Genomic DNA, 23,169 nt, shown 5'->3' on the forward strand with positions numbered 1-23,169 from the left:
ACAACGAGACAGGCCGCCGAAAGATCGATGGCGCCATGGTCTTCGTTGTCCGCTCGTCTGCATAGCCCCTTATCGCAACGTCGGGAGGGTCGTCGCGATCAGAACGAAGCCCGAGGCGGTCAGGAGCGACAGGATCACGGTGCGAAAGGTCTCCTCGCTGAAGCGGCGGTAGAGCCGGGCACCCACGAGGGCGGGACACAGGACGGCGAGGGCGACGGCCGGGAACAGCGCGAAGGCCTCGGCCGGCACGGCATCGACCGCGACGTAGGTCGTCAGGGTGACGGCGTGCATCACCAGGTTGAACCCCTGGAAGACACCGCGCTGCGTGTCGCGGTCCCAACCGCGCAGGGTCGCCCAGAGCGTCGGAGCCGGCCCGGTGAGGCCGCCGAGGCCACCCATGATGCCGCCGACGACACCCACCGCACTGTCCGCGATGCGACCGCCCCAGGCGATGCGGGGCAGGTCCCGCGCAAACAGCATGATCGGGCACCAGACCGCCAGGAGGATGCCGATGGCGAGCTTGAAATGGCGCGGGTCGACCACCTGCAACAGGGCGACGCCGATGGGGACGCCGAGGATGCCGCCCGCCACGAAGGGCAGGAGGCGCTTCGGATCGAGACTCCGCCGGATCGCCCCGAGCGAGAGGAGCTGGCCGATCAGCGAGCCGAACACCACCAGGGGCCCGGTCAGCACCGGATCGAGGGACCACGCCCAGACCGCCATCGTCACGAGCCCGAACGAGGTTCCCGACAGGCCCTGGACGAAGCCGCCGGCGGCGGCCCCCAGCATCACGATGCCTGTCTGCGGGTCCATCGGGTCTCCTCGACATGGGCGTAACGCGTGCGGCAGGGGGCGTCGGCGGCCTGTGTCGCGCGATTCCACATCCTCACGCGCGTAAGAATCCGCGTCGGCGCATCCAGGTGAGGAACAGCCCCGGCCAGGCCGCCGCCGGCGAGCCCGGCACGCCGAGGCCGTAGCCGTGGCCGCCCCGTTCGAACAGGTGCAGTTCGACGGGGACGAGGGCGCGGCGCAGGGCCGAGAACATCACGAGGGAGTTGTCGACGACCGCGATCGGGTCGTCGGCCGATTGGGACAGGAAGATCGGCGGACCACGCTCGCGCACGTGGCTGTCGACGGAATGCGCCGCGGCCTCTTCCAATGTTGGGGACTCGCCGACGAGGACGCGGCGCGTCGAGGTGCGGTCGAAGGGCGGCCTCAGGGTGATGACCGGGTAGATGAGGCCGGCCAGATCGGGCCGGGGCGAAACGTCGTCCCGCGCATCCACGGCGGCGTAGAGGGCATCCGCCGAGCGGACCGCGGCCTCTCCCATCAGGTGGCCGCCCGCCGAGAAGCCGAGCACGCCGATCCGCTGCGGGTCGACGGCAAAGCGGGAAGCCTCGGACCGCACGAAGCGCAGGGCCCGCTGCACGTCCTGGATCGGCGCGACCGGCCCCGCCGCCCAGCCCTCGCCCGGCAGCCGGTAGATCAGGACGAACGCGGTGACGCCGGAGGCGGCCAGCCAATTGGCCACGGGAACACCTTCGTTGCCGATGTCGATGCGGCGGTAGCCGCCGCCGGCGGCCACCAGCATCGCCGCGCCGTTGGGCCTGGCCGCCCGCATCACCAGGAGGCAGGGGCGGGTCACGTTGGTGATCACGCCCTCGCGGGTCTCGTCGAAGCGTCCGTCGGCGGCGACGGGGCCGCCGCCACCGGGGGCTAGGCCGGGCCAGAGGTCGAGGATCTCGAGGTCGGCGCCGGGGGAGGCCAGGACGCCGGATCGCGGTGGGACGGGGGACGGCGCCTGAGCCTGCGCTTCCCGGGTCGTCGACAAGGCCGCGGCCAGGCCGGTGATGACGTCGCGACGGGCGAGTCTCATGCGGGTTCGCGCGATGTCGGACGGGCGGATGAAAGGCACGGGAGCGGACGCTCGGGGGGCCGGGAGTCTCCGCGCCGCACCTCCCGCATCAGCGCACCCGCTCGAGGGTGGCGACGTAGAAGCCGTCCGTTCCCGTCAGGCCCGGGCTCATCTGCAGCCCGAAAGTCGTCAGCCTGACGGCAGGACGAAGCGCGTCCCCGGCGATGCCGGCGGCGGGGACGACGGCGAAGGCGTCGTCGTGTCGTCCGAGGAAGCCGGCGACCGCGCCGTCGTTCTCGGCCGGGAACAGCGAGCAGGTCACGTAGGTGATGCGCCCGCCCGGCCGTACCAGCCGCGCCGCCCGGTCGAGGACGCCGGCCTGGTCCTGGAGGCGGGCGGCCAGGGCGCCGGGCCTGACGCGCCACTTGGCGTCCGGATTGCGCCGCCAGGTGCCCGAGCCGGTGCACGGCGCATCCACGAGCACGCGGTCGACCTCACCGTCGAGGTCGCCGAGGACGTCGGCGCGGGCGCGCCCGGCGCGCGGCGTCCTCACCTCGGCGACGGCGCCGGAGCGGCGCAGGCGCTCGTGGATCGGGGCGAGCCTGCGGGGATCGTCGTCGCTGGCGATGAGCCGGCCGGCGTTGCCCATGGCGGCGGCCAGCGCCAGGGTCTTGCCGCCGCCGCCGGCACACAGATCGACCACCGTCTCGCCGGCCCTGGCGCCACAGAGGAGCCCGGCGAGCTGCGAGCCCTCGTCCTGGATCTCGTACCAGCCGTCGAGAAACTCAGGCTCCACGTGGAGGGCCGGCCCGCGCCCGTCCTCGCCCAGCGGGATGCGCAGGCCGTGGGGGGCATGCGGTGTCGGCTGGGCGGCCAGATGCGAAAGACCCGCCAGCGCCTCCTCGCGGCTGCGCTGAAGCGTGTTGATCCTGATATCGAGTGGCGCACGTCGGCCGAGCGCCCGCAATTCGTCGCGCAGGGCGTCGCCGAACACGTCCGCGAGGGCCGGCAGCACCCACTCCGGCACGTCGCCGGCGATGGCCGGAGGGGCCTCGGCCAGCGACCCCTCGGTGAGGGCCCGGCGCTCGTCCGTCGTCAGGGGAGGGGGGGCGAACCGCTCGCCCGAGAACAGGCCGGCGATGGTCGGTTCGGCGAGCCCGTACTGGAGTCGCAGCATGCCGGCGACGACGGCGCGGGGCGTGTCCGCCCCCATGATCCAGGCGGCCGAGGCGCGCCGGCGCAGGGCGTCGTAGACGAGGCTGGCGATGGCGGCCCGGTCGCCGGAGCCGGCGAAACGGTGGCCGAGCCCCCAATCCTTGAGGGCGTCGGCGGCGGGGCGGCGGCGGTCGGCGATATCCGCCAGGATGTCGATGGCGGCGGACAGGCGGGCGGGTGGGGTCAGCGGTCGATCCTCGAAACGGCGTCGTCTGCCGCGATACGGCCACGCTTACGCCCAAAGCCCAGCATAGGCCGTCCTGGTGTCCGGTGCGAACCGCGATCGGACGCGGGGCCGTTTTTGCCTGTGACCATCCGGAGCTGCGAAGCCACCATGCCGTCCGTCATCCTGCCGCCCGTCGTCAAACTCACCGTCGCGAGCCTCGCCCTGGCCGCGCTCGCCGCCTGCGCCAGCGCGCCGCCGCCGGACCTGACCCCGCCCCCGGCCAAGCCCTACGACGCCAAGACCCAGCTCGAATACGGCGGACCGCGCGGACCCCGCTCCTGAGCCTCAGGCCTTCGCGCGCGCGCGGCGGCGCTCGTAGGCATTGAGATGGGTATAGGCCTGCCCCAGGAGGGGGCAGGCGGCGGGATCTGCCGCCCGGGCGATCAGGTCGCCGACGATGTGGTCGGCCTCGATCCTGGCCCCGTTCTCGATATCGCGCAGCATTGAGGCGGTGAAGGCCGAGCCCTCCGCCGTGAGGATGCCACGCCCGCTGCGCACGGGCTTCTCGCGTGGGGTCCGGCCGGCGGCGGACGCGATGGCGATGCACTCGTCGTAGAGCCCGTTGACGAAGGCGAGCCCGCCCGGTGCACCGACGATATCGCCGATGGTGGCGCGCATCAGGCAGGTCGATCCGGCCAGCGTGGCCAGGAAGACCCATTTCTCCCACATCTCCAGCACGATGGTCTCGCTCAGGCGCGGCTGGAAGCGCACGCCCTCCATCAGGGCTTCGACGGCCAGGATGCGCGGCGTGCGAGAGCCGTCGCGCTCGCCGTAGGTCAGGGTATGGAGGTCGTTCATCTGCCGGATCTCGCCGGCCGGTCCGAGCGTCGAGACGATGGCGCATGAACCGCCGAGCACGCGACCCGGCCCGAATGCGGCGTCGAGGGCGTCGAGGTGGCGCATGCCGTTGAGGATCGGCAACACGGCGGTGGCCTCTCCGACCGCCGGCGCGACGTCGGCGATGGCGCCGTCGAGATCGTAGGCCTTGCAGCTCAGGAGGACGAGGTCGAAACCGTCGCCCCGGCCGGCGGCGAGGTCGGCCGCGATGACGGTCTTGGGCGCCGGGATATGGATGTCGCCCACCGGGCTCTTCACGACGAGGCCTTCGGCGGCCAGGACTTCCGCTCGGCGCGGCCTGACCAGGAAGGTGACGTCGCGGCCCGCCTCGGCCAGGCGCGCTCCGAAATATCCACCGGTGGCACCGGCGCCGACAACGAGCACGCGCATGGGAGGCTTCCCGACAAGACCCTGACTGGGCCCTCCTTATCGGAGAAGGCGCGCGGTGTTCCAGGCCGGGCGCTCAGATTCCGGCAGGCGCCAGGACGATTCGGACGGCGAAGACGATCCACATGGCCGCCAGCGCCACGAAACCCGCCAGATAGGCGCGGAAGCGGTGAGGGATGTGGTTCGTGGTGATGTAGACGCCCGCATGGACGACGCGGGTCGCCACGAACACCCACGACAGCACCACGAACAGGAGGTCCGCCTTCTTCGTGAGAATCGCGAGCGGCACCAGCACCAAGAACAGCACCGGGAGCTCGAACTGGTTCGAGAACGCGTTGGCGGCCTGCTGCGCACGGGCCGGCCAGTTGCGCTGGCCGAGACCGACGTCTCCGGCCTCGACCGTGCCGGCCCTGACCTCCGCGAAGCGGACGCGCCCCATCCACAGCAGCAGGGCGAAGATCAGCGCGACCTGAACGAAGACGGGGGCGAGGACGGCCTGGATGGTCATGACCGCATCACGCCCGTCCGGGATAGTTCGGGCTCTCGCGGGTGATCGTCACGTCGTGGACGTGGCTCTCGCGCAAGCCGGCGTTGGTGATGCGCACGAACTGGGCCTTGTCCTGGAACTCGGGGATCGTCGGCGCGCCGACATAGCCCATCGCGGCGCGCAGGCCGCCGGCGAGCTGGTGCAGCACCGCCGCCACGGGGCCCTTGTAGGGCACCTGGCCCTCGATACCCTCCGGCACGAGCTTGTGGGTGTCGCTGACCTCGGCCTGGAAGTAGCGATCGGCGGAACCGCGCGCCATGGCGCCCACCGATCCCATGCCGCGGTAGCTCTTGTAGGAGCGGCCCTGGTGCAGGAACACCTCGCCCGGGGCCTCGTCGGTGCCGGCGAGCAGCGAGCCGAGCATGGCGACGGAGGCGCCCGCCGCGATCGCCTTGGCGAGATCGCCGGAATATTTGATGCCACCGTCGGCGATCACCGGCACGTCGGCGCGGTCGGCGGCCTCCACGGCCTCCATCAGGGCGGTGAGCTGGGGCACGCCGACACCGGCGACGATGCGGGTTGTGCAGATCGAGCCCGGCCCGATGCCGACCTTGATCGCGTCGGCGCCAGCATCGATCAGCGCCTGTGCCCCGTCGCGGGTGGCGACGTTGCCGGCCACGATCTGCACGGTGTTGGAGAGCTGCTTCACCCGGCGCACGGCGTCGAGCACCTTGATCGAGTGGCCGTGTGCGGTGTCGACCACGATCACGTCGCAGCCGGCATCGATCAGGCGTTCCGCCCGCTCGAAACCGTTGTCGCCTGTGGTGGTGGCGGCGGCCACCCGCAGGCGGCCCTGCTCGTCCTTGACCGCGCCCGGGTAGGCGACCTGCTTCTCGATGTCCTTGACGGTGATGAGGCCGATGCAGCGGTAGTGATCGTCAACGACCAGCAGCTTCTCGATCCGGAACTGGTGGAGCAGGCGCTTGGCCTCGTCCTGGTTCACCCCCTCGCGCACCGTGATGAGACGGTCGCGGGTCATCAGCTCGGCCACCGTCTCGGACGGGTTGGTGGCGAAGCGCACGTCGCGGTTGGTGAGGATGCCGACGAGTTTGCCGCGCGAGCCGTTGGGGCCGCGCTCCACCACCGGGATGCCGGAGATGCGGTTGCGCTTCATCAGGGAGAAGGCGTCGGCCAGGGTCTCGTCGGGGTGGATGGTGATGGGGTTGAGCACCATGCCCGACTCGTATTTTTTGACGAGGCGGACCTGCTCGGCCTGCTCGTGCGGCTCGAGGTTGCGGTGGATCACGCCCATGCCGCCGTTCTGGGCCATGGCGATGGCCATCGGCGCCTCGGTGACGGTGTCCATGGCCGAGGCCAGGATCGGCAGGTTGAGGTGGATCGCCCGCGTCAGGCGGGACGCGACGCTGACCTCCGTCGGCATCACCGATGAGGCGGCGGGGCGCAGAAGCACGTCGTCGAAGGTCAGGCCCTCGGTGATCGAGTCTGCTGTGATGCGGGCCATGAACCAACTCCCAAAAGGGTGAGCGACGCCGCCCCGCGCGGGCGGGTCGGCGTGAATGAGTTGGCACGGGGCGATATCATGGCGCCTGCGGCGGCGCAAAGCTCCGAATGTCGCGACGGCACAGGAAAGATGCCCTCGCAGGGCACCCATGCTTCGACCGCTGCATCACCGTCAATCGACGAAAGGCCGTGCGCCCTTGTCGGTCCAGTCGGGCGGTAGGCCGAGATAGTCGCCGATGATGCCGTCGATGCCCGGGGCACGACCGAACCGCTCGCAATCGGGATCGAGGGGGCGTTCGCCGAGCACGGTGACGCGGATGCGGTTGAGGTTCGGGATCGCGTAGGGCGCCTTGAACGGATCGACGCCGGTGGCGAGGAAACCGCCGAAGTCCTGGCCGAACTCGCCGGCCAGATCGTAGGCGTCGCTGGCGGGCGAGAACCGGGCCTGGTTGGTGAAGGCGTTGGCGGCCCCGCCCCAGACCATGGCGGCGCGCTGCTGGTTGCGCCGATCGAGCGCCTCGGCCTCCACGGTGAGGCTGCCCAGGCCGATCGGGATGCGCGGAATCGGCACGCGTCCCACGGACGTTGCGAAACCGACGCCGAGCTGCGAGGCGACGCTGATCCCCGCCGAGGTGGCGATGGTGGTCCCGGCCGCCGGGACGTTGGTGCTGGCAAAGCGCGTGACCACCGCACGCACGGTGAGGTCGGCCTTCCGGGTGGAGACCACGTCGTAGCGCAACGAGAGCTCGTAGCAGAGCGCCCGGTCGGCGGCATTGGCGATCAGGCGGCGTTCGACGTCGTCGATGTCCGGCCCCGCGACGGAAACGGGAAACTCGGCGGGAATGATGCGGACGGTGCGGGCCTCGGCCAGCGCCGCGGTGTCGACGTAGAGCCTGGCGCGGGTGGTCGATTCCGAACTCGCCTCGAGGCGGTCGTAGCGCGTCAACGATCCGGTCTCGTTGAGGAGGATGGTGCCGCATCCGGCAAGGAGCGCCGTCACGCCGATACCGGCCGCGGCCTTCGCCCATCGCCCACGGCCTTCGAACCTTCGCAACATCCACATACTTTCGCCGGACTCAAGGTCGCTTTGTGGTGTCAGCGGGTGCAATGCGCCATGGCGCAGGGCAACGACCGGACGGCCACGTCGCGTCTTTCCACAATCTATCCACGCCAAGCTTGCGCGGGAAGGTGACCCGACCCCACCCCGGCCCTCCTAGCGCGCGGCTGTGTCCATCGGGCAACGCCATGCCCCCGCACGTCCGGTCGCCCGCGGTCATCCAGGGCAACCGTGAAAGCCCCGTTTTGCGTTAGGAGATCCCCCCGTCCGGCGTCGATCCCGCGACACCGGCGTCCCTGCCTCCGCGAAAGCCGCTTCCCTCCGTCCGATGCGAAATTCCCAGATCGTCCCCCTCGTCGTCGCCACCGCCCTGTTCATGGAGAACACCGATTCGACGGTGATCGCCACGGCACTGCCGGCTATCGCCGCGAGCCTCGGGGAAGACCCGATCGCCCTGAAGCTGGCGCTCACCGCCTACCTCGTCAGTCTCGCGATCTTCATCCCGATCAGCGGCTGGATGGCCGACCGCTACGGCGCGCGCACCATCTTCCGGGCGGCCCTCCTGGTGTTCATGGCCGGTTCGCTGGCCTGCGCCGCATCGAACTCCCTGTCCCAGTTCGTGGCCGCGCGGTTCCTGCAAGGGCTCGGAGGGGCGATGATGGTGCCGGTGGGGCGCCTCGTGATCCTGCGCAGCGTGCCCAAGAACGAACTCGTCAGCGCGCTCGCCTACCTCACCATCCCGGCGCTGATCGGCCCGATCATGGGGCCGCCGCTGGGCGGGCTCATCACCACGCGCCTCGACTGGCGCTGGATCTTCTTCATCAACATCCCGATCGGCATCGCCGGGATCGTGCTCGCGAGCCTCTACTTCGAGAACCTGAAGGAGCCCGAGCGTCCGCCCCTCGACGTCGTCGGTTTCCTGCTCTCGGGATTGGGCCTCGCCACGCTGATGCTCGGCATCGCCTCGAGCGGCCGGCACCTCTTGCCGGAGGGCGTGTCCTGGGGCTGCCTCGGTGCCGGCGTCGTCCTGCTGGCGCTCTACCTGCGCCATTCGCGCCGGGTCGCCCATCCGGTGATCCGCCTCGACCTCCTGCGCCATTCGACCTTCCGCGCGGCGGTGACCGGGGGCAGCCTGTTCCGGATCGGCACCGGTGCGATTCCGTTCCTGCTGCCGCTTCTGTTCCAGATCGGGTTCGGCCTCGATGCCCTGCAATCGGGCCTGCTCACCTTCGCGGCGGCGGCCGGTGCGCTCCTGATCAAGCTCATCGGCCCGCGTATCCTGCGGGCCTACGGCTTTCGCCGGGTCATGCTGGTGAACGCGATGCTGGCCTCGGCCTTCCTCGCGGTGAACGGGCTGTTCACGGCGCAGACGCCGCACGGCGTCATCGTCGCCGTTCTTCTCGTGGGCGGCTGCGTGCGGTCGCTGCAGTTCACCTGCGTCAACGCCCTGGCCTACGCCGATCTCGACAACCGCGACATGAGCGCGGCCACCAGTCTCGCCAGCGTCGCCCAGCAGCTGTCCCTGAGCCTCGGCGTCTCCATCGGAGCGCTGGCCCTGGAGGCGGCGGCCGGCCGGTACGGACGCACCGCGATCGCGGCGGCCGACTTCTGGCCGGCCTTCGTCACGGTCGCGCTGATCTCGGCGACCTCTTTCCTATCGTTCCGGCGCCTGTCGGCGGATGCGGGATCCGAGGTCTCGGGCCAGCGTCCCGCTCGCGACCGCGCCTGACTCAGGCGGCGGCTCTCGCGGGCTTTCGGCCGCTCGATGGCGCCCGGGTTCCGCGCCCGGCGGCCTTGGCCGGCGCCGCCCGGGCGGCGGCACGCGATTCGCCCGGCTCGCGACGGCGCCAGCCCTGCCAGCTCCAGCCTCCCGGACCGGCGAGGGCATAGAGGAGGAAGCCGCCCGCGAGACCGAGGTCGGCCAGAAACAGGGCGCGCTCGGTGAGGAAGTTGGCGCCCGAGAACTGCCAGAACGGATGCAGGAGCACCGCCATCGCAGCCGCGAAGGCCGCCAGCGCCACGCCGCTGATCGCCGGCAGAACGCCGAGGACGATCGCCAGCGGCCCGAACACCTGGACGACCACGGCGGCCGTGGCGACGCCGTTAGGCATCGGCACCCCGGCCCCGGCCAGCGTCAGGGCGAAACCCGAGACGTTGAGGGCCCGTGCCACCCCGGTCGGCAGCAGGGCGGCGGCCAGCAGCAGCCGCGAGGCGAGCAGCAGGAGGTTGTGGCTGCGACCGGTCACGTGGCGTCTCCGTCGGGATTTTTCGAGCGGCCGCAGGATCGACGGTTTCCTTGAAGACCGCGTTAAGGATCAGCCCGCGACGCCCCCGCGAAACAGCCGGCCGCGTTCGGTCCAGGCCACCACCGCCAGGGCGAGGCCGCCGAGCGCCGCATAACCGATGCCGATCGGCAGGACGCTGCCATTGAAGGCCTGTCCGATCACGAAGCCGCACATGGCACCCAGCAGCGTCGTGTAGAACCCCAGGACCGACGAGGCGGTGCCGGCGATCTCGCCGAGGGGCTGCAGCGCGAGCGCATTGAAGTTCGGCATAGCGAAGCTGATGAGGAACTGGTTGGCGCTCAAGACGGCCAGGAACAGGCCGAGCGGTGGCCTACCCTGGTAGGCGAGGCCGAGCAGCACCTGGACCACGGCCACGGCCACGAACAGGCCGAGGCCGGCATGCGACAGGGTGCGCATGCCCAGACGCCTGACGATGCGGGCATTGACCAGCGTCGCCGCTCCCATCGCGCCGGCCACCAGCCCGAAGGCGAGGGGGAACAGCCCGCCGAGGTGATAGAGCCCGGTGTCGAACACCTGCTGGGCCGAGCCGACGTAGCCCATGATGCAGCCGGTGAGCAGGCCGAGTGCCGTGGCGTAGCCCACCGCGACGCGGGTACGCAGGGTCAGCCGCACGGCCTCGACCACCGCGGTCAGGGAGAACGGGCGGCGGTGCTGCGGATGCAGCGTCTCGGGCATCCGCATCGAGAACCACAGCGCCAGGATGCCGGCCAGCGCCAGCATCGAGACGAAGACGTAGTGCCACGAGCCGAGCAGGAGCATGGCGCCGCCGATGGCGGGGGCGATCATCGGCACGATCAGGAACACCATCATGATCAGCGACATCACGCTGGCCATCTCGCGGCCCGCGAAGCGGTCGCGCACGATGGCGGTGGAGAGCACCCGCCCCCCGGCCGCACCGATACCCTGGACGACGCGGGCGGCGAGCAGCCATTCGAAGGTCGGCGCCACCATGGCGAGGCCGCAGCCGGCCGCGTAGATGACCAGGCTCCCCAGGAGGATCGGCCGGCGCCCGTAGGTGTCCGAGAGCGGCCCGTAGGCCAGTTGCGCCACCCCGAACCCGATCATGTAGACGTAGATCAAGAGTTGCAGCCGGTTGGGGTCGGACAGGCCGAAGTGCGACTGCATGGCGGGAAAGGCCGGCAGCAGGTTGTCGATGGAGATCGCGGTCACCGCCATCATCAGCGCGACGATGCCGACGAATTCGCCGAAGCCCGGGCCCCTCCACTCGGGCCGCGTGCGTTCGGGCGCGGATGCCTCGACGATCGCCCGCATCTCGGGCGACGTCGCGACAGGTTCGCTCTGGAGCGAGGCCCCGCGTTCGGGCCGGGCCGCGATGACGGTCACGATGCGGGCGATCCTTTGGGGGCAATCCTTGCGCGGCGGGTCTTCCCCTGGCGCGGCGGGTCTTCGGCGCGAAAAGGTCGAGGCGCCGACGAAGCGACGCCACGCCGGTCCATCCATCAATTCGGTCGATCGCCTGACGGATGCATCTATGTCCCGGCCCCGTACGGCCGGGTGCGCCCGCGCACAGGAGGTTCGGCTCGTGCTGCGGCTTACCCGTCACCTTCAGCCGGCCTTGCCACCTCAGAGCGACCGCGCATCGGCCCCCTGGCGATCCGCCGGCCCGTGGACCGTCTGGTCTCACGCGCGCTTCACCCCCTCGGGACAGCCTCACCGCTCGCCGAGAGGCAGCGCCGATAGAGCGTACTGCGGCTGATCCCGAGACGACGGGCGGCCTGCGAGACGTTGCCGCCACAGGCCGCCAGGGCCGAGCGCATGGCCTCCAAGGCGATACCGTCGAGCTGCCCGGGAGCGGCGGGAGCAGGCGCTTCGGCCTGTCGCTTCAGGTCCGCGGGCAGGGCGTCGCGGGTCAGCGTCTCTCCGGGGTCCGCCAGGGCGCGCAGGGCGCGCAGGGTACCCACGAGCTGGCGGAAGTTGCCGGGCCAGTCGCAGGCCGCGAGCGCCGCCTCGCAGCCCTCGTCGAGGACGACGTCGCCGCCCAGGTTGCTCCAGAGCCGGCGCACGAGGGCCGGGCGGTCGGGATAGGCCCGCAGGGGCGGCAGGCCGACGGTATAGGTGGCGATGCGGAAGTACAGGTCGGCGCGGAAGGCGCCTGCCGCGACGAGGTCGGGCAGCCGGCGGTGGGTCGCGCAGATCACGGCCACGTCGAGGGGGATCGGCCGGCTCGCCCCGACCGGCGTCACCTCCCGCTCCTGCAGCACCCGCAGCAGGCGCGACTGCAGGGTGAGGGGCATGTCGCCGATCTCGTCGAGGAAGACGAGGCCGCCCTCGGCTTCGCGCAACAGGCCGCGGGAACCGGCCTTGCGCGCGCCGGTGAAGGCGCCCGCCTCGTAGCCGAACAATTCGGCCTCGATCAGGCTCTCGGGCAGGGCGGCGCAATTCACCGCGACGAAGGGCTTTGCCCCCCTGCGGCTACCGGCGTGGGCGGCACGGGCGAACACCTCCTTGCCGGTGCCGGTCTCGCCCTGGATCAACACCGAGACGCCGGCATCGAGAAGGCGCACCGCCCGCGCGAGATCCCGGCGGGTCTCCGGCGACAGCGCGATGTCGGGATCGGGCACCACGGTCGCCGCCGCCGGGAGATCCGGCCGCGAGAGTCTTCGCGTGGCCGGAGGCTCGCGGTCGATCCGGGCGTGGAATCCGCGCCCGGCCCGGTCGCGCAGCATCGCCACGCCGGCGCCGGGGCGGATGGTGTCGGGAAACAGCGCGGCGAGGGCGAGGTGGTCGAGGCCGGCCCAGTCGAGGCCGAGCAGGCTCAGCCCGTGCCGGTTGGCCGCCACCAGGCGCCGGTCGTCGAACACCAGCACGCCTTCGCGGGGCGTGCCGACGAGCGCCGGGTCGGAATGAAGCCGCAGGATTTCGCAGCCGGGAAACCCGGTCGTGAGGGCGCGATGCTCGACGCCGTCGACGGCGCGTCGCAGCAGCTCCAGGGCGTGCGAGGGATGCGCCGAGGCCGGTCCGGATAGGTCGAGCACGCCCAGAGTGTTGCCGCGCGGACCGAGGATCGGCATGGCGGCGCAGCTCAGGATGCGGTGGCCCTCGAAGTAATGCTCCACGCCGTGCACGGATACGGCCTGGCGCTCGATCAGGGCCGCGCCGATGGCATTGGTGCCCGTGGACGATTCCGACCACGGCACGCCGGGGCGCAGGGCGACCTGCACCGCACGGGCGGCGAAATCCGTGCTGCCGAGACTGTCGAGGATGATTCCGTCGGGATCGGCGAGGACCACGATCCCGCCGCCGGCGAGGGCCTCGGCATGCAGGGCCTCGACCTCGGGCCGGCATAGCCGGCGCAGGTCGAAACTGCGTTCCACCACCTGGCGCAAGGCATGGTCGGGCATCGGCTCGAGGGTAGGGCGCACGGCGCTGTCGAGCCCGGCTTCGGCACAGCGCAGCCACGAACGCAGGACCGGTTCCGACGGGCGACGATCGCCGACGAGCGACCGCCGCGCGGCCATCAGCGTTTCCGCGGTCACGGACGGGGATTCTTCCATCGCTCGCGCCGTTCGGGCTCCAGCTGCGACACCCGTCGCAATTTGCGACGGGTGTCGCAGCTGTCGCAGCACAAGTCCAGCGTAAGGGCGTCGAAAGGCCTTTCGCCGTTCCGGCGAGCAAGGATGCCCGCCTGCGGTATAACGAACAAGTAACGAATATCCTCAACGTCTTACCGCGACGCACAAGAGACGCTCGACCGTACCGGTTTCATTTGGCATGGACCCTGCCATGGCGTATGAGGTCTCAACACAACAACAAGGAGGATTCGCCATGAACAAGCCGGAGTTTCTCGCGTCCAGCCTGAAGGCCCCGTTCTCGGCCCGTTACGACAACTTCATCGGTGGCCAGTGGGTCGCGCCGGTGAACGGCCGCTACTTCGAGAACACCTCTCCCATCAACGGGCGGGTGATCTGCGAGGTCGCCCGGTCGGATGCGCAGGATGTCGACAAGGCCCTCGACGCCGCCCACGCCGCCAAGGACGCCTGGGGCCGCACCTCCGCCGCCGAGCGCGCCCTGATCCTCAACCGGATCGCCGACCGGATGGAGGACAACCTCGACCTGATCGCCCGGGCCGAGACCTGGGACAACGGCAAGCCGATCCGCGAGACGACGCATGCGGACATTCCGCTCGCCATCGACCACTTCCGCTATTTCGCCGGCTGCGTGCGCGCCCAGGAAGGCTCGATCTCCGAGATCGACCACGACACGGTGGCCTACCACTTCCACGAGCCGCTCGGCGTCGTCGGCCAGATCATCCCGTGGAACTTCCCCATCCTGATGGCGGTGTGGAAGCTGGCGCCCGCGCTCGCCGCCGGCAACTGCGTCGTCCTCAAGCCCGCCGAGCAGACCCCCGCCTCGATCCTCGTGGTGGCCGAACTCATCGCCGACCTGCTGCCGCCGGGCGTGCTCAACATCGTCAACGGCTTCGGCCTCGAATGCGGCAAGCCGCTGGCCTCCTCGCCCCGCATCGCCAAGATCGCGTTCACCGGCGAGACGACGACGGGCCGGCTCATCATGCAGTACGCCTCGCAGAACCTGATCCCGGTGACGCTGGAGCTCGGCGGCAAGTCGCCGAACATCTTCTTCGCCGATGTGGCCAACGAGGACGACGACTTCTTCGACAAGGCCCTGGAAGGCTTCACGATGTTCGCCCTCAACCAGGGCGAGGTCTGCACCTGTCCGAGCCGGGCGCTGGTGCACGAGTCGATCTACGACCGCTTCATGGAGCGGGCGATCAAGCGGGTGGAGGCGATCACGCAGGGCTCTCCGCTCGATCCCACCACGATGATCGGCGCCCAGGCCTCCTCCGAGCAGCTGGAGAAGATCCTCAGCTACGTCGATATCGGCAAGCAGGAAGGTGCCGAGTGCCTGACCGGCGGCGAGCGCAATGTGAAGGACGGCGACTTCGCCGAGGGCTTCTACATGAAGCCGACGGTGTTCAAGGGCCACAACAAGATGCGCATCTTCCAGGAGGAGATCTTCGGGCCCGTGCTCTCGGTCACGACCTTCAAGGACGATGCCGAAGCGCTCTCCATCGCCAACGACACCCTCTACGGGCTCGGCGCCGGCGTCTGGACCCGCGACGGCAGCCGCGCCTACCGCTTCGGCCGGGCGATCCAGGCCGGCCGCGTCTGGACCAACTGCTACCACGCCTATCCGGCGCATGCGGCCTTCGGCGGCTACAAGCAGTCCGGCATCGGCCGCGAGAACCACAAGATGATGCTCGACCACTACCAGCAGACCAAGAACATGCTGGTCAGCTACTCGGCCAAGAAGCTCGGGTTCTTCTAGGCCGTCCACGCCTGTCGCGAAGCGCCCCGACCGGACGGGCCGGGGCGTTTCCGCGTGGCATATCTGCGATCGTTCACCTCGCGACCTGATCCTGAGGCAGCGGCGCGAAGCGCGGCCCTTCAGGACGGGCTGGCGTGCTGGTCCGAGGCCGATCTCACCTGAGCGAAAGACGACCGACCATGACCGACCCCAGCACCGCCGACCAAGCCGGCGCCGACGGTACGCCCCTGCGCGTCACCGCGACCCCGGCGGCCGTCGCGTTGATCGACGAACTGCGCGCCGAGCACGGGCCGGTGATGTTCCACCAGTCCGGCGGCTGCTGCGACGGCTCCTCGCCGATGTGCTACCCCGTCGGCGACTTCCTCACCGGTGACAGCGACGTGCACCTCGGCGAGGTGGCCGGTGCCGACTTCTGGATCAGCCGGCCGCAGTTCCAGGTCTGGAAGCACACCCACCTCATCCTCGACGTGGTGCCCGGGCGCGGCGGCATGTTTTCTCTCGAGAACGGTCGCGACAAACGGTTCCTCATCCGCTCGCGGCTGTTCACGCAAGCCGAGAACACCGCCCTGGAGGGCGCCTGCCGGCTCTGATCGCCGTCGCTCAGGTTTCGGGGGCCTCATCGGTCTGGGACGTCGTCCCGCGATACCCCGTCGCCAGCACGTACAATTCGCTCGAATCGGCCCGGCTCGCGTTCGGCTTGACGTGTCGCACCAGGGAGAAGTCGCGCTTCAAGTCGGCGAGCAGCGTGCCCTCGGTGCCGCCCTGGAACACCTTGGCGAGATAGGCCCCGCCCGGCGCCAGGATCTCGCGGGCGAACTCGGCGGCGGTCTCGGCCAGTCCGATGATGCGCAGGTGGTCGGTCTGCTTGTGGCCGGTGGTGTTGGCGGCCATGTCGGACAGGACGAGGTCGGCCCGGCCGCCGAGCAGCGTGGTCAGACGTTCGGGCGCGCTCGGGTCGAGGAAGTCGAGGGTGATGAACTCGACGCCCGTCATCGGCTCGATCTCGAGAAGGTCGATGCCGACGATGCGCCCTTCCGCGCCCACGATCTTGGCCGCCACCTGCGACCACCCGCCGGGGGCTGCGCCGAGATCGACGATCCGCTGGCCGGGCTTGATGATCTTGAAACGCTCGTCGATCTCAATGAGCTTGAAGGCGGCCCGCGAGCGATATCCCTCACGCTTGGCACGGGCGACGTAGGGATCGTTGAGCTGGCGTTCCAGCCAACGCTTCTGAGACGCCGTGCGGCCTCGCCCCGTCTTCACCCGCTGCTTGAGTTCGCCCCGCAACCCGCCGCTGGCACCGCGCCGATCGGTCAACGGTGGCCCCCGCGGCGCCAGACGCCGTCCTCGCGCATCATGTTCATCAACAGTCCTTCGCGCAGGCCGCGGTCGGCGATGCGCAGGCGTTCAGAGGGAAAGGCCCGGCGGATCGCCTCGAGGATGGCGCAGCCCGCCAGCACGAGGTCGGCCCGGTCCCGGCCGATGCAAGGGTTGTCTGCGCGCTGGTCGAGGCGCGTGTCGAGGAGGTCGTCGATGGCGTCGGAGACCTCGCCGTCGCTCATCCAGAGGCCGTCGACCCGGCGGCGCTCGTAGCGCACGAGCCGCAAATGCATGGCCGCCAGCGTCGTCACCGTGCCGGAGGTGCCGAGCAGGTGGAAATGCCGGGCGTTGGCGGCGGGTGCCGCCCGGATCGCGAAGCGGGCGAGGAGGTCGGCGACCTCCTCCACCATGCCCTCGAACATCAGCCGCGTGACCTCCGCCCCGCCATGGCGTTCGGCCAGGGTGACGACACCGACGGGCAGGGAATCCCAGGCGCGGATGCGCAGGGTGGGGTCCGTCGACGGATTGGTGGCCGCCCCGTCGAGCCAGGCGATCTCGGTGGAGCCGCCGCCGATATCGAAGATCACCACCGATTCGGCGTAAGGGTCGGCCAGCGCCGCGCAGCCGGTGACGGCGAGATAGGCCTCGGTCTGCCGGTCGACGATCTCGAGATCGAGTCCGACCTGCGTGCGGACCCGTTCGACGAAGTCGGCGCCGTTCACCGCGAGCCGGCACGCCTCCGTGGCGATGATCTTGGCCCGCACGACGCCGCGGGTCTCCATCTTGGAGCGGCAGATCCGAAGGGCGTCGAGGGTGCGCAGGATCGCCGCCTCGCTGAGGCGGTCGGAGGTGCCGAGCCCCTCGCCGAGGCGTACGATGCGCGAGAAGGCGTCGATGACGCGAAAGCCATGGGAGGCCGCTTCGGCGATCAGCAACCGGCAATTGTTGGTGCCGAGGTCGAGGGCCGCATAGGCGTTGCGGCGTCCGAGCCGGAACGGGGCGGCGGGTGCGGCACTCCGCGAGGTGGACACCCCGTCGATCGCTGGCTGGCCGGCGGGCGGGGCCGGCAGGGTCGCCGCACTCTCTTCCCTCATCGGGGGACACGGTCCTCGGTCGCGGCCGCGGGCATGCCGCCCGGCCATCGTTCACGTCGAAACTACAGGGCTTACGAAGAACTGCAAAGACTTCATCCCGGCCGGTATTCCCCATCCCCCGCCACGTGCGCGGCGCGGCCGCCGAAAGCGCCCTGCCGCAGCGCGAAGGCGTGCCGATCATGGAAAGTTCGCCTCGCTCGAAAGCTGCATCGCGCGATCGTCGGCCTTAGCGACACCGGATCCCGTTGCCCCACTGCATCGCCTGCGCATCCCATGACCCCGAGACGCTCCCGCCACCTTGCCAAGGTCGGACCGGCCGGGTAACACCGCGCAGTGCCGGCTCGCTCGACGATCCAGCGCCTGTGCCGCAATAGCTCAGCTGGTAGAGCACCTCATTCGTAATGAGGGGGTCGGGGGTTCGAATCCCTCTTGCGGCACCATTCCCGACCTAGGTTGCAAGCCGTTACTCGACTTTTGCCCGCCTGCGACGGCAGCGGGGAACGGTGTCGTCGAAGCTGACGATGCGCAGGGCATCCGATCATTGCCCGACTTCACGGATATGGGGCGCTCGCGTTCTGTTCGGCTTGTTCGGTCGTGAGGTAGCCGAATGGAAGCGTTGCCGTTCGCAGCAACCTGCGATCTCGGCGAACGCGTCGCGTCGGACCTCGTCTCGGGCCGCCCATCGTCGCTGGCTGACGCGTTCGATCTCGAGGATGTGGAGGAAGCATTCCAGCGGGGCGGTGCCGGCGCAACAGCCAGGCTGCCTTTGGCCGCGACGCCATTTCGATCCGCGCTCCCGTGAGGGAGCGACTGCGTCCAGGCGAAGGTGATGATCAGCTCGACGGCGTTTCGATCCACGCTCCCGTGAGGGAGCGACCGGGCGTCTCGCAATGTCCGCCCCGTTCCTTGCGTTTCGATCCACGCTCCCGTGAGGGAGCGACACATACACAACAGGATCGCCGCTTAAGGCCACCTGTTTCGATCCACGCTCCCGTGAGGGAGCGACCGGTCATGGTACTGTCGGGCCGAACGCCCGTTGATGTTTCGATCCACGCTCCCGTGAGGGAGCGACACGGTTCTGCGCCCTTCAGCCAACAGGAATCAGGGTTTCGATCCACGCTCCCGTGAGGGAGCGACGACCCCCATGCTCGCGATCGATCCGCCGAAAGAGTTTCGATCCACGCTCCCGTGAGGGAGCGACGGGCCAGGTCGCATCGGGAGGCCAGCGGTCCGAGTTTCGATCCACGCTCCCGTGAGGGAGCGACCTTTGAGACGGAGGGGGGCTTGCGGGGGATAGCAGTTTCGATCCACGCTCCCGTGAGGGAGCGACCCCCACGCTTCAGGCTCCAGGCGACGACCATGCGGGTTTCGATCCACGCTCCCGTGAGGGAGCGACCCAGCACACGCTGTTGGCCAGCGGGTTGCCGATGTTTCGATCCACGCTCCCGTGAGGGAGCGACCGGCCACGAAGGCGAACCATCCCGGCCGAGGGACGTTTCGATCCACGCTCCCGTGAGGGAGCGACGTGATTGCCGATGAGGCCGACGCTGCCGAGGAAGGTTTCGATCCACGCTCCCGTGAGGGAGCGACCCTCGTGACCGGCTACGGCAAGCCCTACTCAGTGTTTCGATCCACGCTCCCGTGAGGGAGCGACAGGCCCTCCGCGCATATCCGACCGTGGCGGCAGTGTTTCGATCCACGCTCCCGTGAGGGAGCGACCCGGGCGATCGACTTCGTCGAGCCCATCGCGCACGTTTCGATCCACGCTCCCGTGAGGGAGCGACCGGCCGTGGCCGACCTGGCCCGATCCGGGTTCGGCGTTTCGATCCACGCTCCCGTGAGGGAGCGACCGCCTTCCCCTAACATGCGACCGGAATTGATGTCTTCAGCCTGGCTGCGCGAACCGTCGGGGGCGAAGGTGGTTGAGGCCGGTGGCGTGAGGGCGTCGGGACGCGAAGGTCTTGTCGGGTAAGGTGTTGTCCGATGTGCGAACCTCTGAACGACGGTCCGTCCGCTCTGGGTTCGCGCGTGCCACTCCGTGCATCGCTGGCGCGACCCTTGAAGACGACAGCGGGTCGGATCTTCGGCCGGGGAGGCCGCGTGCGAGCCCCGGGCGGAGCGCATCGATATTCGCCGACCCGGTCACCACGACGAAGCGAGGGGCGGATGCGGCCGAGTCCGGTCCTACTGGTCTACGCTCACAGGTCCTTCATGAAGCCGGCGAGGCGCATCAGGCCCTCGGGCCAGGGGCCGTGCCCGCTGGCGATGTTGATATGGCCGGAATGTCCGGCATCGACCGTCGTCGCGCCCCAGGCGAGGGCGAAACCCTCGGCGCGCGCGTAGCTGCAATAGGGGTCGTCGCGGCTCGCCACGACCAGGGCCGGGAACGGCAGGGGCCGGCGCGGGATCGGGGCGAACCGTCGGACGGCGTCGGGCAGGTTCGGTGTCGTCTCGACGTCGGGCAGCGCGACGAGAACGGCGCCGCGCACTACGCCGGTCGGGAAGGCGGGAACGGCCAGGATCGTGGCCACGACGCCCAGGCTGTGGGCGATCAGGATCACCGGACGCGTCGCCTGCGTCACCGCCTCGACGATGCGCCCGCACCAGGCCTCGGGGTCGGGATTGTGCCAATCGGCCTGCTCGACGACACGACCCGTCGACAGGCGGGAGGCCCAGCGGACCTGCCAATGGCCGTCGTCGGAGCCCCCGAGGCCCGGCAGGATCAGGATGTCGCAATCGGCCGTCTTCATGGGCGCGTCGATAGCCAACTCCGGCCGGCCCGTCGAGGGCCGGTGCCGTCACGGAGTCGAGGCGAGGGCGTCGACGGCATCGCCGGCCAGGTTGGCGGCGCCCAGGCATTCGGCCTCTGCGACGGCCACGTCCCGGAGCGACCCCGGCAATGCCGCGATCTCGCGCGACCGGGCGCGAGCGGCCGCCGTTGCCTGGGCGAGATCGACGATGGCGAAGCGGACGGCATCGCCGGGCCGCCGTTGGGCGAGCCGGCGCAGGTCGGCCGAGACGACCGTCGCGATCTTGGGGTATCCGCCGGTGGTCTGCCGGTCCGCCATCAGCACGATCGGGTGGCCGTTGCCGGGCAACTGGATCGAGCCAGCCACCGTCCCGTCCGACACGATGTTGTAGCCCTTCCCGCCATGGGCGATCGGCGGACCGTCGAGGCGGTATCCCATGCGATCGGCCTGATGCGAGACCGTCAATCCCTCGCCGAGGAACACCGCCCATCCCTCCGGCGAGACGTGGTCGTCCTGTGGACCGAGCATGATGCGGATCGCCCTATGCCCATCGTGTGGGCGCGCAGGCATGGCCCTGTCGATACCGCCCGGATCGGCAGGCACGTCGAGCCGGTCGCCGGGCCGGAGGGGACGTCCGTCGATTCCGCCGATGCCGGCGCGCAGGTGGAGGGCGCGGCTGCCCAGGACGGACGCGCCGCCGATTCCGCCGGCCACGGCCAGATAGCCGAAGACGCCACGATGTGGCGGCGCAATGGTGAGGCATCGGCCCTTCGCGAGAACGAAGGAACGCGCCCCGATCACCGGAGAGCCATCGCATGCGACCATGCCCATGGCACCGGCGACAGCCAGGCGGACGTCGCCGTCCTCAACGCGAAACTCGCCGCCGCCGAGACCGAATTCGATGACGGTTTCATCCGCCTTGTTGCCGACCAGGGTGTTGGCCATCGCCATGGCGAGCGGATCCATCGCACCGGACGGCGACAGGCCGTAGCGCTGATAGCCCCGGCGTCCGCCGTCCTGCAGGCTCGCCAGGCCATGGCAGCGCAGGACGACGAGCGCACATGCTCCGGTCCCGCTCACGCCGAGATCGACTCGGCGACGCAGTCGCCGGCCTCCTCGGCACGGTCGAGGTCGTCCCAACGGTCAGGATCGATCGGTACGAACCGCACCCTGTCTCCGGGTTCGAACAGGAAGATCGGGTCGCCCTCCGGACGAAAGGTCCGCACGGGCGTGCGTCCGAGGAGATGCCAACCGCTGGGCGCCGCGATGCTGGCGACCAGGGCCTGGGCACCACCGATCGAAATCGTGCCGGCCGGTGTTGCGGAGCGTGGATTCTCACGCCGGGGCAGGGCCAGGCGCGGGTCGAGCCCGCTGAGATAGGCATAACCCGGCAGGAAGCCGAGCATCGCGACCCGGTAATCACCGGAGGCATGGCACGCGATCACCGCCTCCGGCGTCAGCCCATGCCGCTGCGCCACGGCGTCGAGGTCCACCCCGAACGCGCCGCCGTAGACCACGGGGATACGCCAGATTCGGGTCGGTCGACTGGCTGTGGTGCACCATCCGGCCAGGGCGAGCACGTCGGCGGCGAGTCGTGCGGGATCGACGGCGATGGGATCGAGGTGCACCGTCAGGGAACGATAGGTCGGTACGACCTCGACGAGGCCGGGCAGCGCCACCTCCTTCAAGAGGCCATCGAGCGCCAGGACCCGGCTTGTCAGCGCATCGTCGATGCTATCGCCGAACGTGATCGTGAATGCGGTGTCGCCGCACCAGAGAAGCCGCGCGTCGGGTCCTTCCATCTCCCTTCGGCCCATCTCCCTTGGCCCCACGGCACCGGCGACCGCGGTGCGCACGACAAAGCACCGCGTGCAGGACGGGGATCATCGACGAAAAAAGGGCGGTGCCAAGCCCGGCACCGCCCACGTCGTCGTCTACGGAGCTACCGCAACGTCAGTGCGGACGCGGACGGTTCGCGCCGGCGTTCGGCTCGGCGGCCTCGGCGACACGCTGCGCAGCGGCGTTGATCGCCTCGGGGTCGAGGGCGCTCTCAACGAACTCGCGGCCCTTGCTGGTGATGTCGCGTGCATACCGGAGACCCTGGTCGCGTACCTCGTCGGCCCACGGACCCACGGTCTCGTCCTCCTTGCGGGTGCGGGGCAGAAGGGCTCCGAGGAGCAGCCCCGCCGCAACGCCGACGACGCCGACGAGGAGGGGGTTCTCGGACACGAAGGTCTCCACGGCGCTCTTGCCCTCGCGAAGGCGCTCGGCTCCCCGATCCGACAGGTCGGACAGCCGCCGACGCTGGGCCTCACTCTGCTCGCTGGCCCAGTCGCGGGTCTCGTCGTAGGTCCGGCCGGCCCGGTCGCGCAGGTCCCGCGCGGTCTCCGCGGCGCGTCCCTTGGCATCGGACGCAGCGGAATAGACCCGCTCCTTCGCCTCGTCGAACGTGTCGGACGCCTGCTCGGCGAGGTGCGCGGCGCGGCTCTTCAGCCCCTCGGCGGTGTCGCGAGCATCGTCGACGGCATCCGCCGTCTCGGCTCGGGCCCGGTGAAGGCCGGCGGCGGTATCTTTGTGCAGGCGATCATGCAGAGAATGCTCGGTGGTCGAGCCGTGAGGCAGGCCGGCCGCGGCCAGGATGTCTTCGGGCGTCGTACCCGGGCCGCCGATGGTGCTCTTGCTGGTGTTCATCTGGCAAACTCCTCGTGCGTTGTGCCGGCCCCTCTCCAGAGAGGAGGCATCGATCTCGACCAATGAGTCCGGATATTCGGGCTCGATAACGGAGGGTGACGAAAGTCGTACCGCGA

20 protein-coding genes, 1 tRNA gene, 1 pseudogene and 1 CRISPR repeat array are annotated in these 23,169 nt (G+C 70.0%); of the genes and pseudogenes, 5 read left to right on the top strand and 17 right to left on the bottom strand.

Annotated elements, in window-relative coordinates:
* Nucleotides 1–69: 69 nt before the first annotated feature.
* The 3 genes from ASF39_RS13845 to ASF39_RS13855 form a co-directional block, all read right to left on the bottom strand.
* Nucleotides 70–813, bottom strand: coding sequence for a sulfite exporter TauE/SafE family protein (locus ASF39_RS13845; RefSeq protein ID WP_055884056.1), 744 nt, complete (start codon nt 811–813; stop codon nt 70–72).
* Between the two features lie 73 nt (nt 814–886).
* On the bottom strand, nt 887–1,876 hold the full coding sequence (locus tag ASF39_RS13850; protein WP_056284828.1) for an alpha/beta hydrolase: 990 nt from the start codon (nt 1,874–1,876) through the stop codon (nt 887–889).
* Between the two features lie 88 nt (nt 1,877–1,964).
* Nucleotides 1,965–3,257, bottom strand: a complete 1,293-nt coding sequence (locus ASF39_RS13855) for an RsmB/NOP family class I SAM-dependent RNA methyltransferase (RefSeq protein WP_056284830.1) — start codon at nt 3,255–3,257, stop codon at nt 1,965–1,967.
* A 147-nt stretch (nt 3,258–3,404) separates the two neighbouring features.
* On the opposite strand from ASF39_RS13855, the gene ASF39_RS21750 reads away from it, so the two are divergent.
* Nucleotides 3,405–3,578, top strand: a complete 174-nt coding sequence (locus ASF39_RS21750; RefSeq protein WP_165700237.1) for a hypothetical protein — start codon at nt 3,405–3,407, stop codon at nt 3,576–3,578.
* A gap of 3 nt (nt 3,579–3,581) precedes the next feature.
* Here ASF39_RS21750 and panE read toward each other — a convergent pair whose 3' ends face one another.
* From panE to ASF39_RS13880, 4 genes are all read right to left on the bottom strand, one after another.
* Nucleotides 3,582–4,523 carry a 2-dehydropantoate 2-reductase gene (gene panE / locus ASF39_RS13865; RefSeq protein WP_056284833.1) on the bottom strand — a complete coding sequence of 314 codons (942 nt, stop codon included), beginning with the start codon at nt 4,521–4,523 and terminating at the stop codon, nt 3,582–3,584.
* Between the two features lie 73 nt (nt 4,524–4,596).
* The gene (locus ASF39_RS13870; protein WP_056284836.1) at nt 4,597–5,028 is read right to left on the bottom strand and encodes an MAPEG family protein; all 432 of its coding nucleotides are present in this window, start codon (nt 5,026–5,028) and stop codon (nt 4,597–4,599) included.
* Nucleotides 5,029–5,035: 7 nt separating this feature from the next.
* A complete protein-coding gene (gene guaB / locus ASF39_RS13875) occupies nt 5,036–6,529 on the bottom strand; it encodes an IMP dehydrogenase (RefSeq protein WP_055884036.1) in 1,494 nt (497 codons plus the stop codon).
* 171 nt (nt 6,530–6,700) lie between these two features.
* A complete protein-coding gene (locus ASF39_RS13880) occupies nt 6,701–7,585 on the bottom strand; it encodes a DUF3313 domain-containing protein (protein ID WP_055884716.1) in 885 nt (294 codons plus the stop codon).
* Between the two features lie 328 nt (nt 7,586–7,913).
* On the opposite strand from ASF39_RS13880, the gene ASF39_RS13885 reads away from it, so the two are divergent.
* Nucleotides 7,914–9,314 (top strand): DHA2 family efflux MFS transporter permease subunit, encoded by a 1,401-nt coding sequence (locus ASF39_RS13885; protein WP_056284839.1) that lies wholly within the window; start codon nt 7,914–7,916, stop codon nt 9,312–9,314.
* A gap of 1 nt (nt 9,315) precedes the next feature.
* Here ASF39_RS13885 and ASF39_RS13890 read toward each other — a convergent pair whose 3' ends face one another.
* From ASF39_RS13890 to ASF39_RS13900, 3 genes are all read right to left on the bottom strand, one after another.
* Nucleotides 9,316–9,831 (bottom strand): DoxX family protein, encoded by a 516-nt coding sequence (locus tag ASF39_RS13890; protein WP_056284841.1) that lies wholly within the window; start codon nt 9,829–9,831, stop codon nt 9,316–9,318.
* 69 nt (nt 9,832–9,900) lie between these two features.
* The gene (locus tag ASF39_RS13895; RefSeq protein ID WP_244472407.1) at nt 9,901–11,235 is read right to left on the bottom strand and encodes a multidrug effflux MFS transporter; all 1,335 of its coding nucleotides are present in this window, start codon (nt 11,233–11,235) and stop codon (nt 9,901–9,903) included.
* A 308-nt stretch (nt 11,236–11,543) separates the two neighbouring features.
* A complete protein-coding gene (locus tag ASF39_RS13900; protein WP_244472408.1) occupies nt 11,544–13,388 on the bottom strand; it encodes a sigma-54-dependent Fis family transcriptional regulator in 1,845 nt (614 codons plus the stop codon).
* A 289-nt stretch (nt 13,389–13,677) separates the two neighbouring features.
* Here ASF39_RS13900 and adh point away from each other — a divergent pair, with 289 nt between their 5' ends.
* Both adh and ASF39_RS13910 read left to right on the top strand, forming a co-directional pair.
* Nucleotides 13,678–15,198 carry an aldehyde dehydrogenase gene (adh, locus tag ASF39_RS13905; protein WP_055884023.1) on the top strand — a complete coding sequence of 507 codons (1,521 nt, stop codon included), beginning with the start codon at nt 13,678–13,680 and terminating at the stop codon, nt 15,196–15,198.
* Between the two features lie 179 nt (nt 15,199–15,377).
* Entirely contained in the window at nt 15,378–15,788 is a 411-nt protein-coding gene (locus ASF39_RS13910; protein WP_056284846.1) for a DUF779 domain-containing protein, read from the top strand.
* Nucleotides 15,789–15,798: 10 nt separating this feature from the next.
* Here the strand turns inward: ASF39_RS13910 and ASF39_RS13915 are convergent, their stop codons facing one another.
* Nucleotides 15,799–16,515: an RlmE family RNA methyltransferase gene (locus ASF39_RS13915; RefSeq protein ID WP_056284849.1), complete on the bottom strand. Its 717-nt coding sequence runs from the start codon at nt 16,513–16,515 to the stop codon at nt 15,799–15,801.
* Nucleotides 16,512–17,612 carry a Ppx/GppA phosphatase family protein gene (locus ASF39_RS13920; RefSeq protein ID WP_056284851.1) on the bottom strand — a complete coding sequence of 367 codons (1,101 nt, stop codon included), beginning with the start codon at nt 17,610–17,612 and terminating at the stop codon, nt 16,512–16,514. The genes ASF39_RS13915 and ASF39_RS13920 overlap by 4 nt, the downstream gene beginning before the upstream one ends.
* A 364-nt stretch (nt 17,613–17,976) precedes the next feature.
* Here ASF39_RS13920 and ASF39_RS13925 point away from each other — a divergent pair.
* Nucleotides 17,977–18,052: transfer RNA gene (locus ASF39_RS13925), tRNA-Thr, on the top strand.
* A 111-nt stretch (nt 18,053–18,163) separates the two neighbouring features.
* Here ASF39_RS13925 and ASF39_RS22425 read toward each other — a convergent pair.
* The 5 genes and pseudogenes from ASF39_RS22425 to ASF39_RS13945 form a co-directional block, all read right to left on the bottom strand.
* A pseudogene (locus ASF39_RS22425) lies at nt 18,164–18,375 on the bottom strand (IS3 family transposase); the annotation flags it as partial.
* 17 nt (nt 18,376–18,392) lie between these two features.
* Nucleotides 18,393–19,462: direct repeats of the CRISPR family, unit length 31 nt; unit sequence GTTTCGATCCACGCTCCCGTGAGGGAGCGAC.
* Nucleotides 19,463–19,810: 348 nt separating this feature from the next.
* Nucleotides 19,811–20,362, bottom strand: coding sequence for an alpha/beta hydrolase (locus tag ASF39_RS13930; RefSeq protein WP_056284854.1), 552 nt, complete (start codon nt 20,360–20,362; stop codon nt 19,811–19,813).
* A 48-nt stretch (nt 20,363–20,410) separates the two neighbouring features.
* Nucleotides 20,411–21,442, bottom strand: coding sequence for a biotin-dependent carboxyltransferase family protein (locus ASF39_RS13935; RefSeq protein WP_056284857.1), 1,032 nt, complete (start codon nt 21,440–21,442; stop codon nt 20,411–20,413).
* Nucleotides 21,439–22,164: a 5-oxoprolinase subunit PxpB gene (pxpB, locus tag ASF39_RS13940; RefSeq protein ID WP_056284861.1), complete on the bottom strand. Its 726-nt coding sequence runs from the start codon at nt 22,162–22,164 to the stop codon at nt 21,439–21,441. The genes ASF39_RS13935 and pxpB overlap by 4 nt, the downstream gene beginning before the upstream one ends.
* A 151-nt stretch (nt 22,165–22,315) precedes the next feature.
* On the bottom strand, nt 22,316–23,116 hold the full coding sequence (locus ASF39_RS13945; protein WP_244472409.1) for a hypothetical protein: 801 nt from the start codon (nt 23,114–23,116) through the stop codon (nt 22,316–22,318).
* Nucleotides 23,117–23,169 lie beyond the last annotated feature (53 nt).

It is taken from the genome of Methylobacterium sp. Leaf108 (assembly GCF_001423265.1).
Lineage (GTDB): Bacteria > Pseudomonadota > Alphaproteobacteria > Rhizobiales > Beijerinckiaceae > Methylobacterium.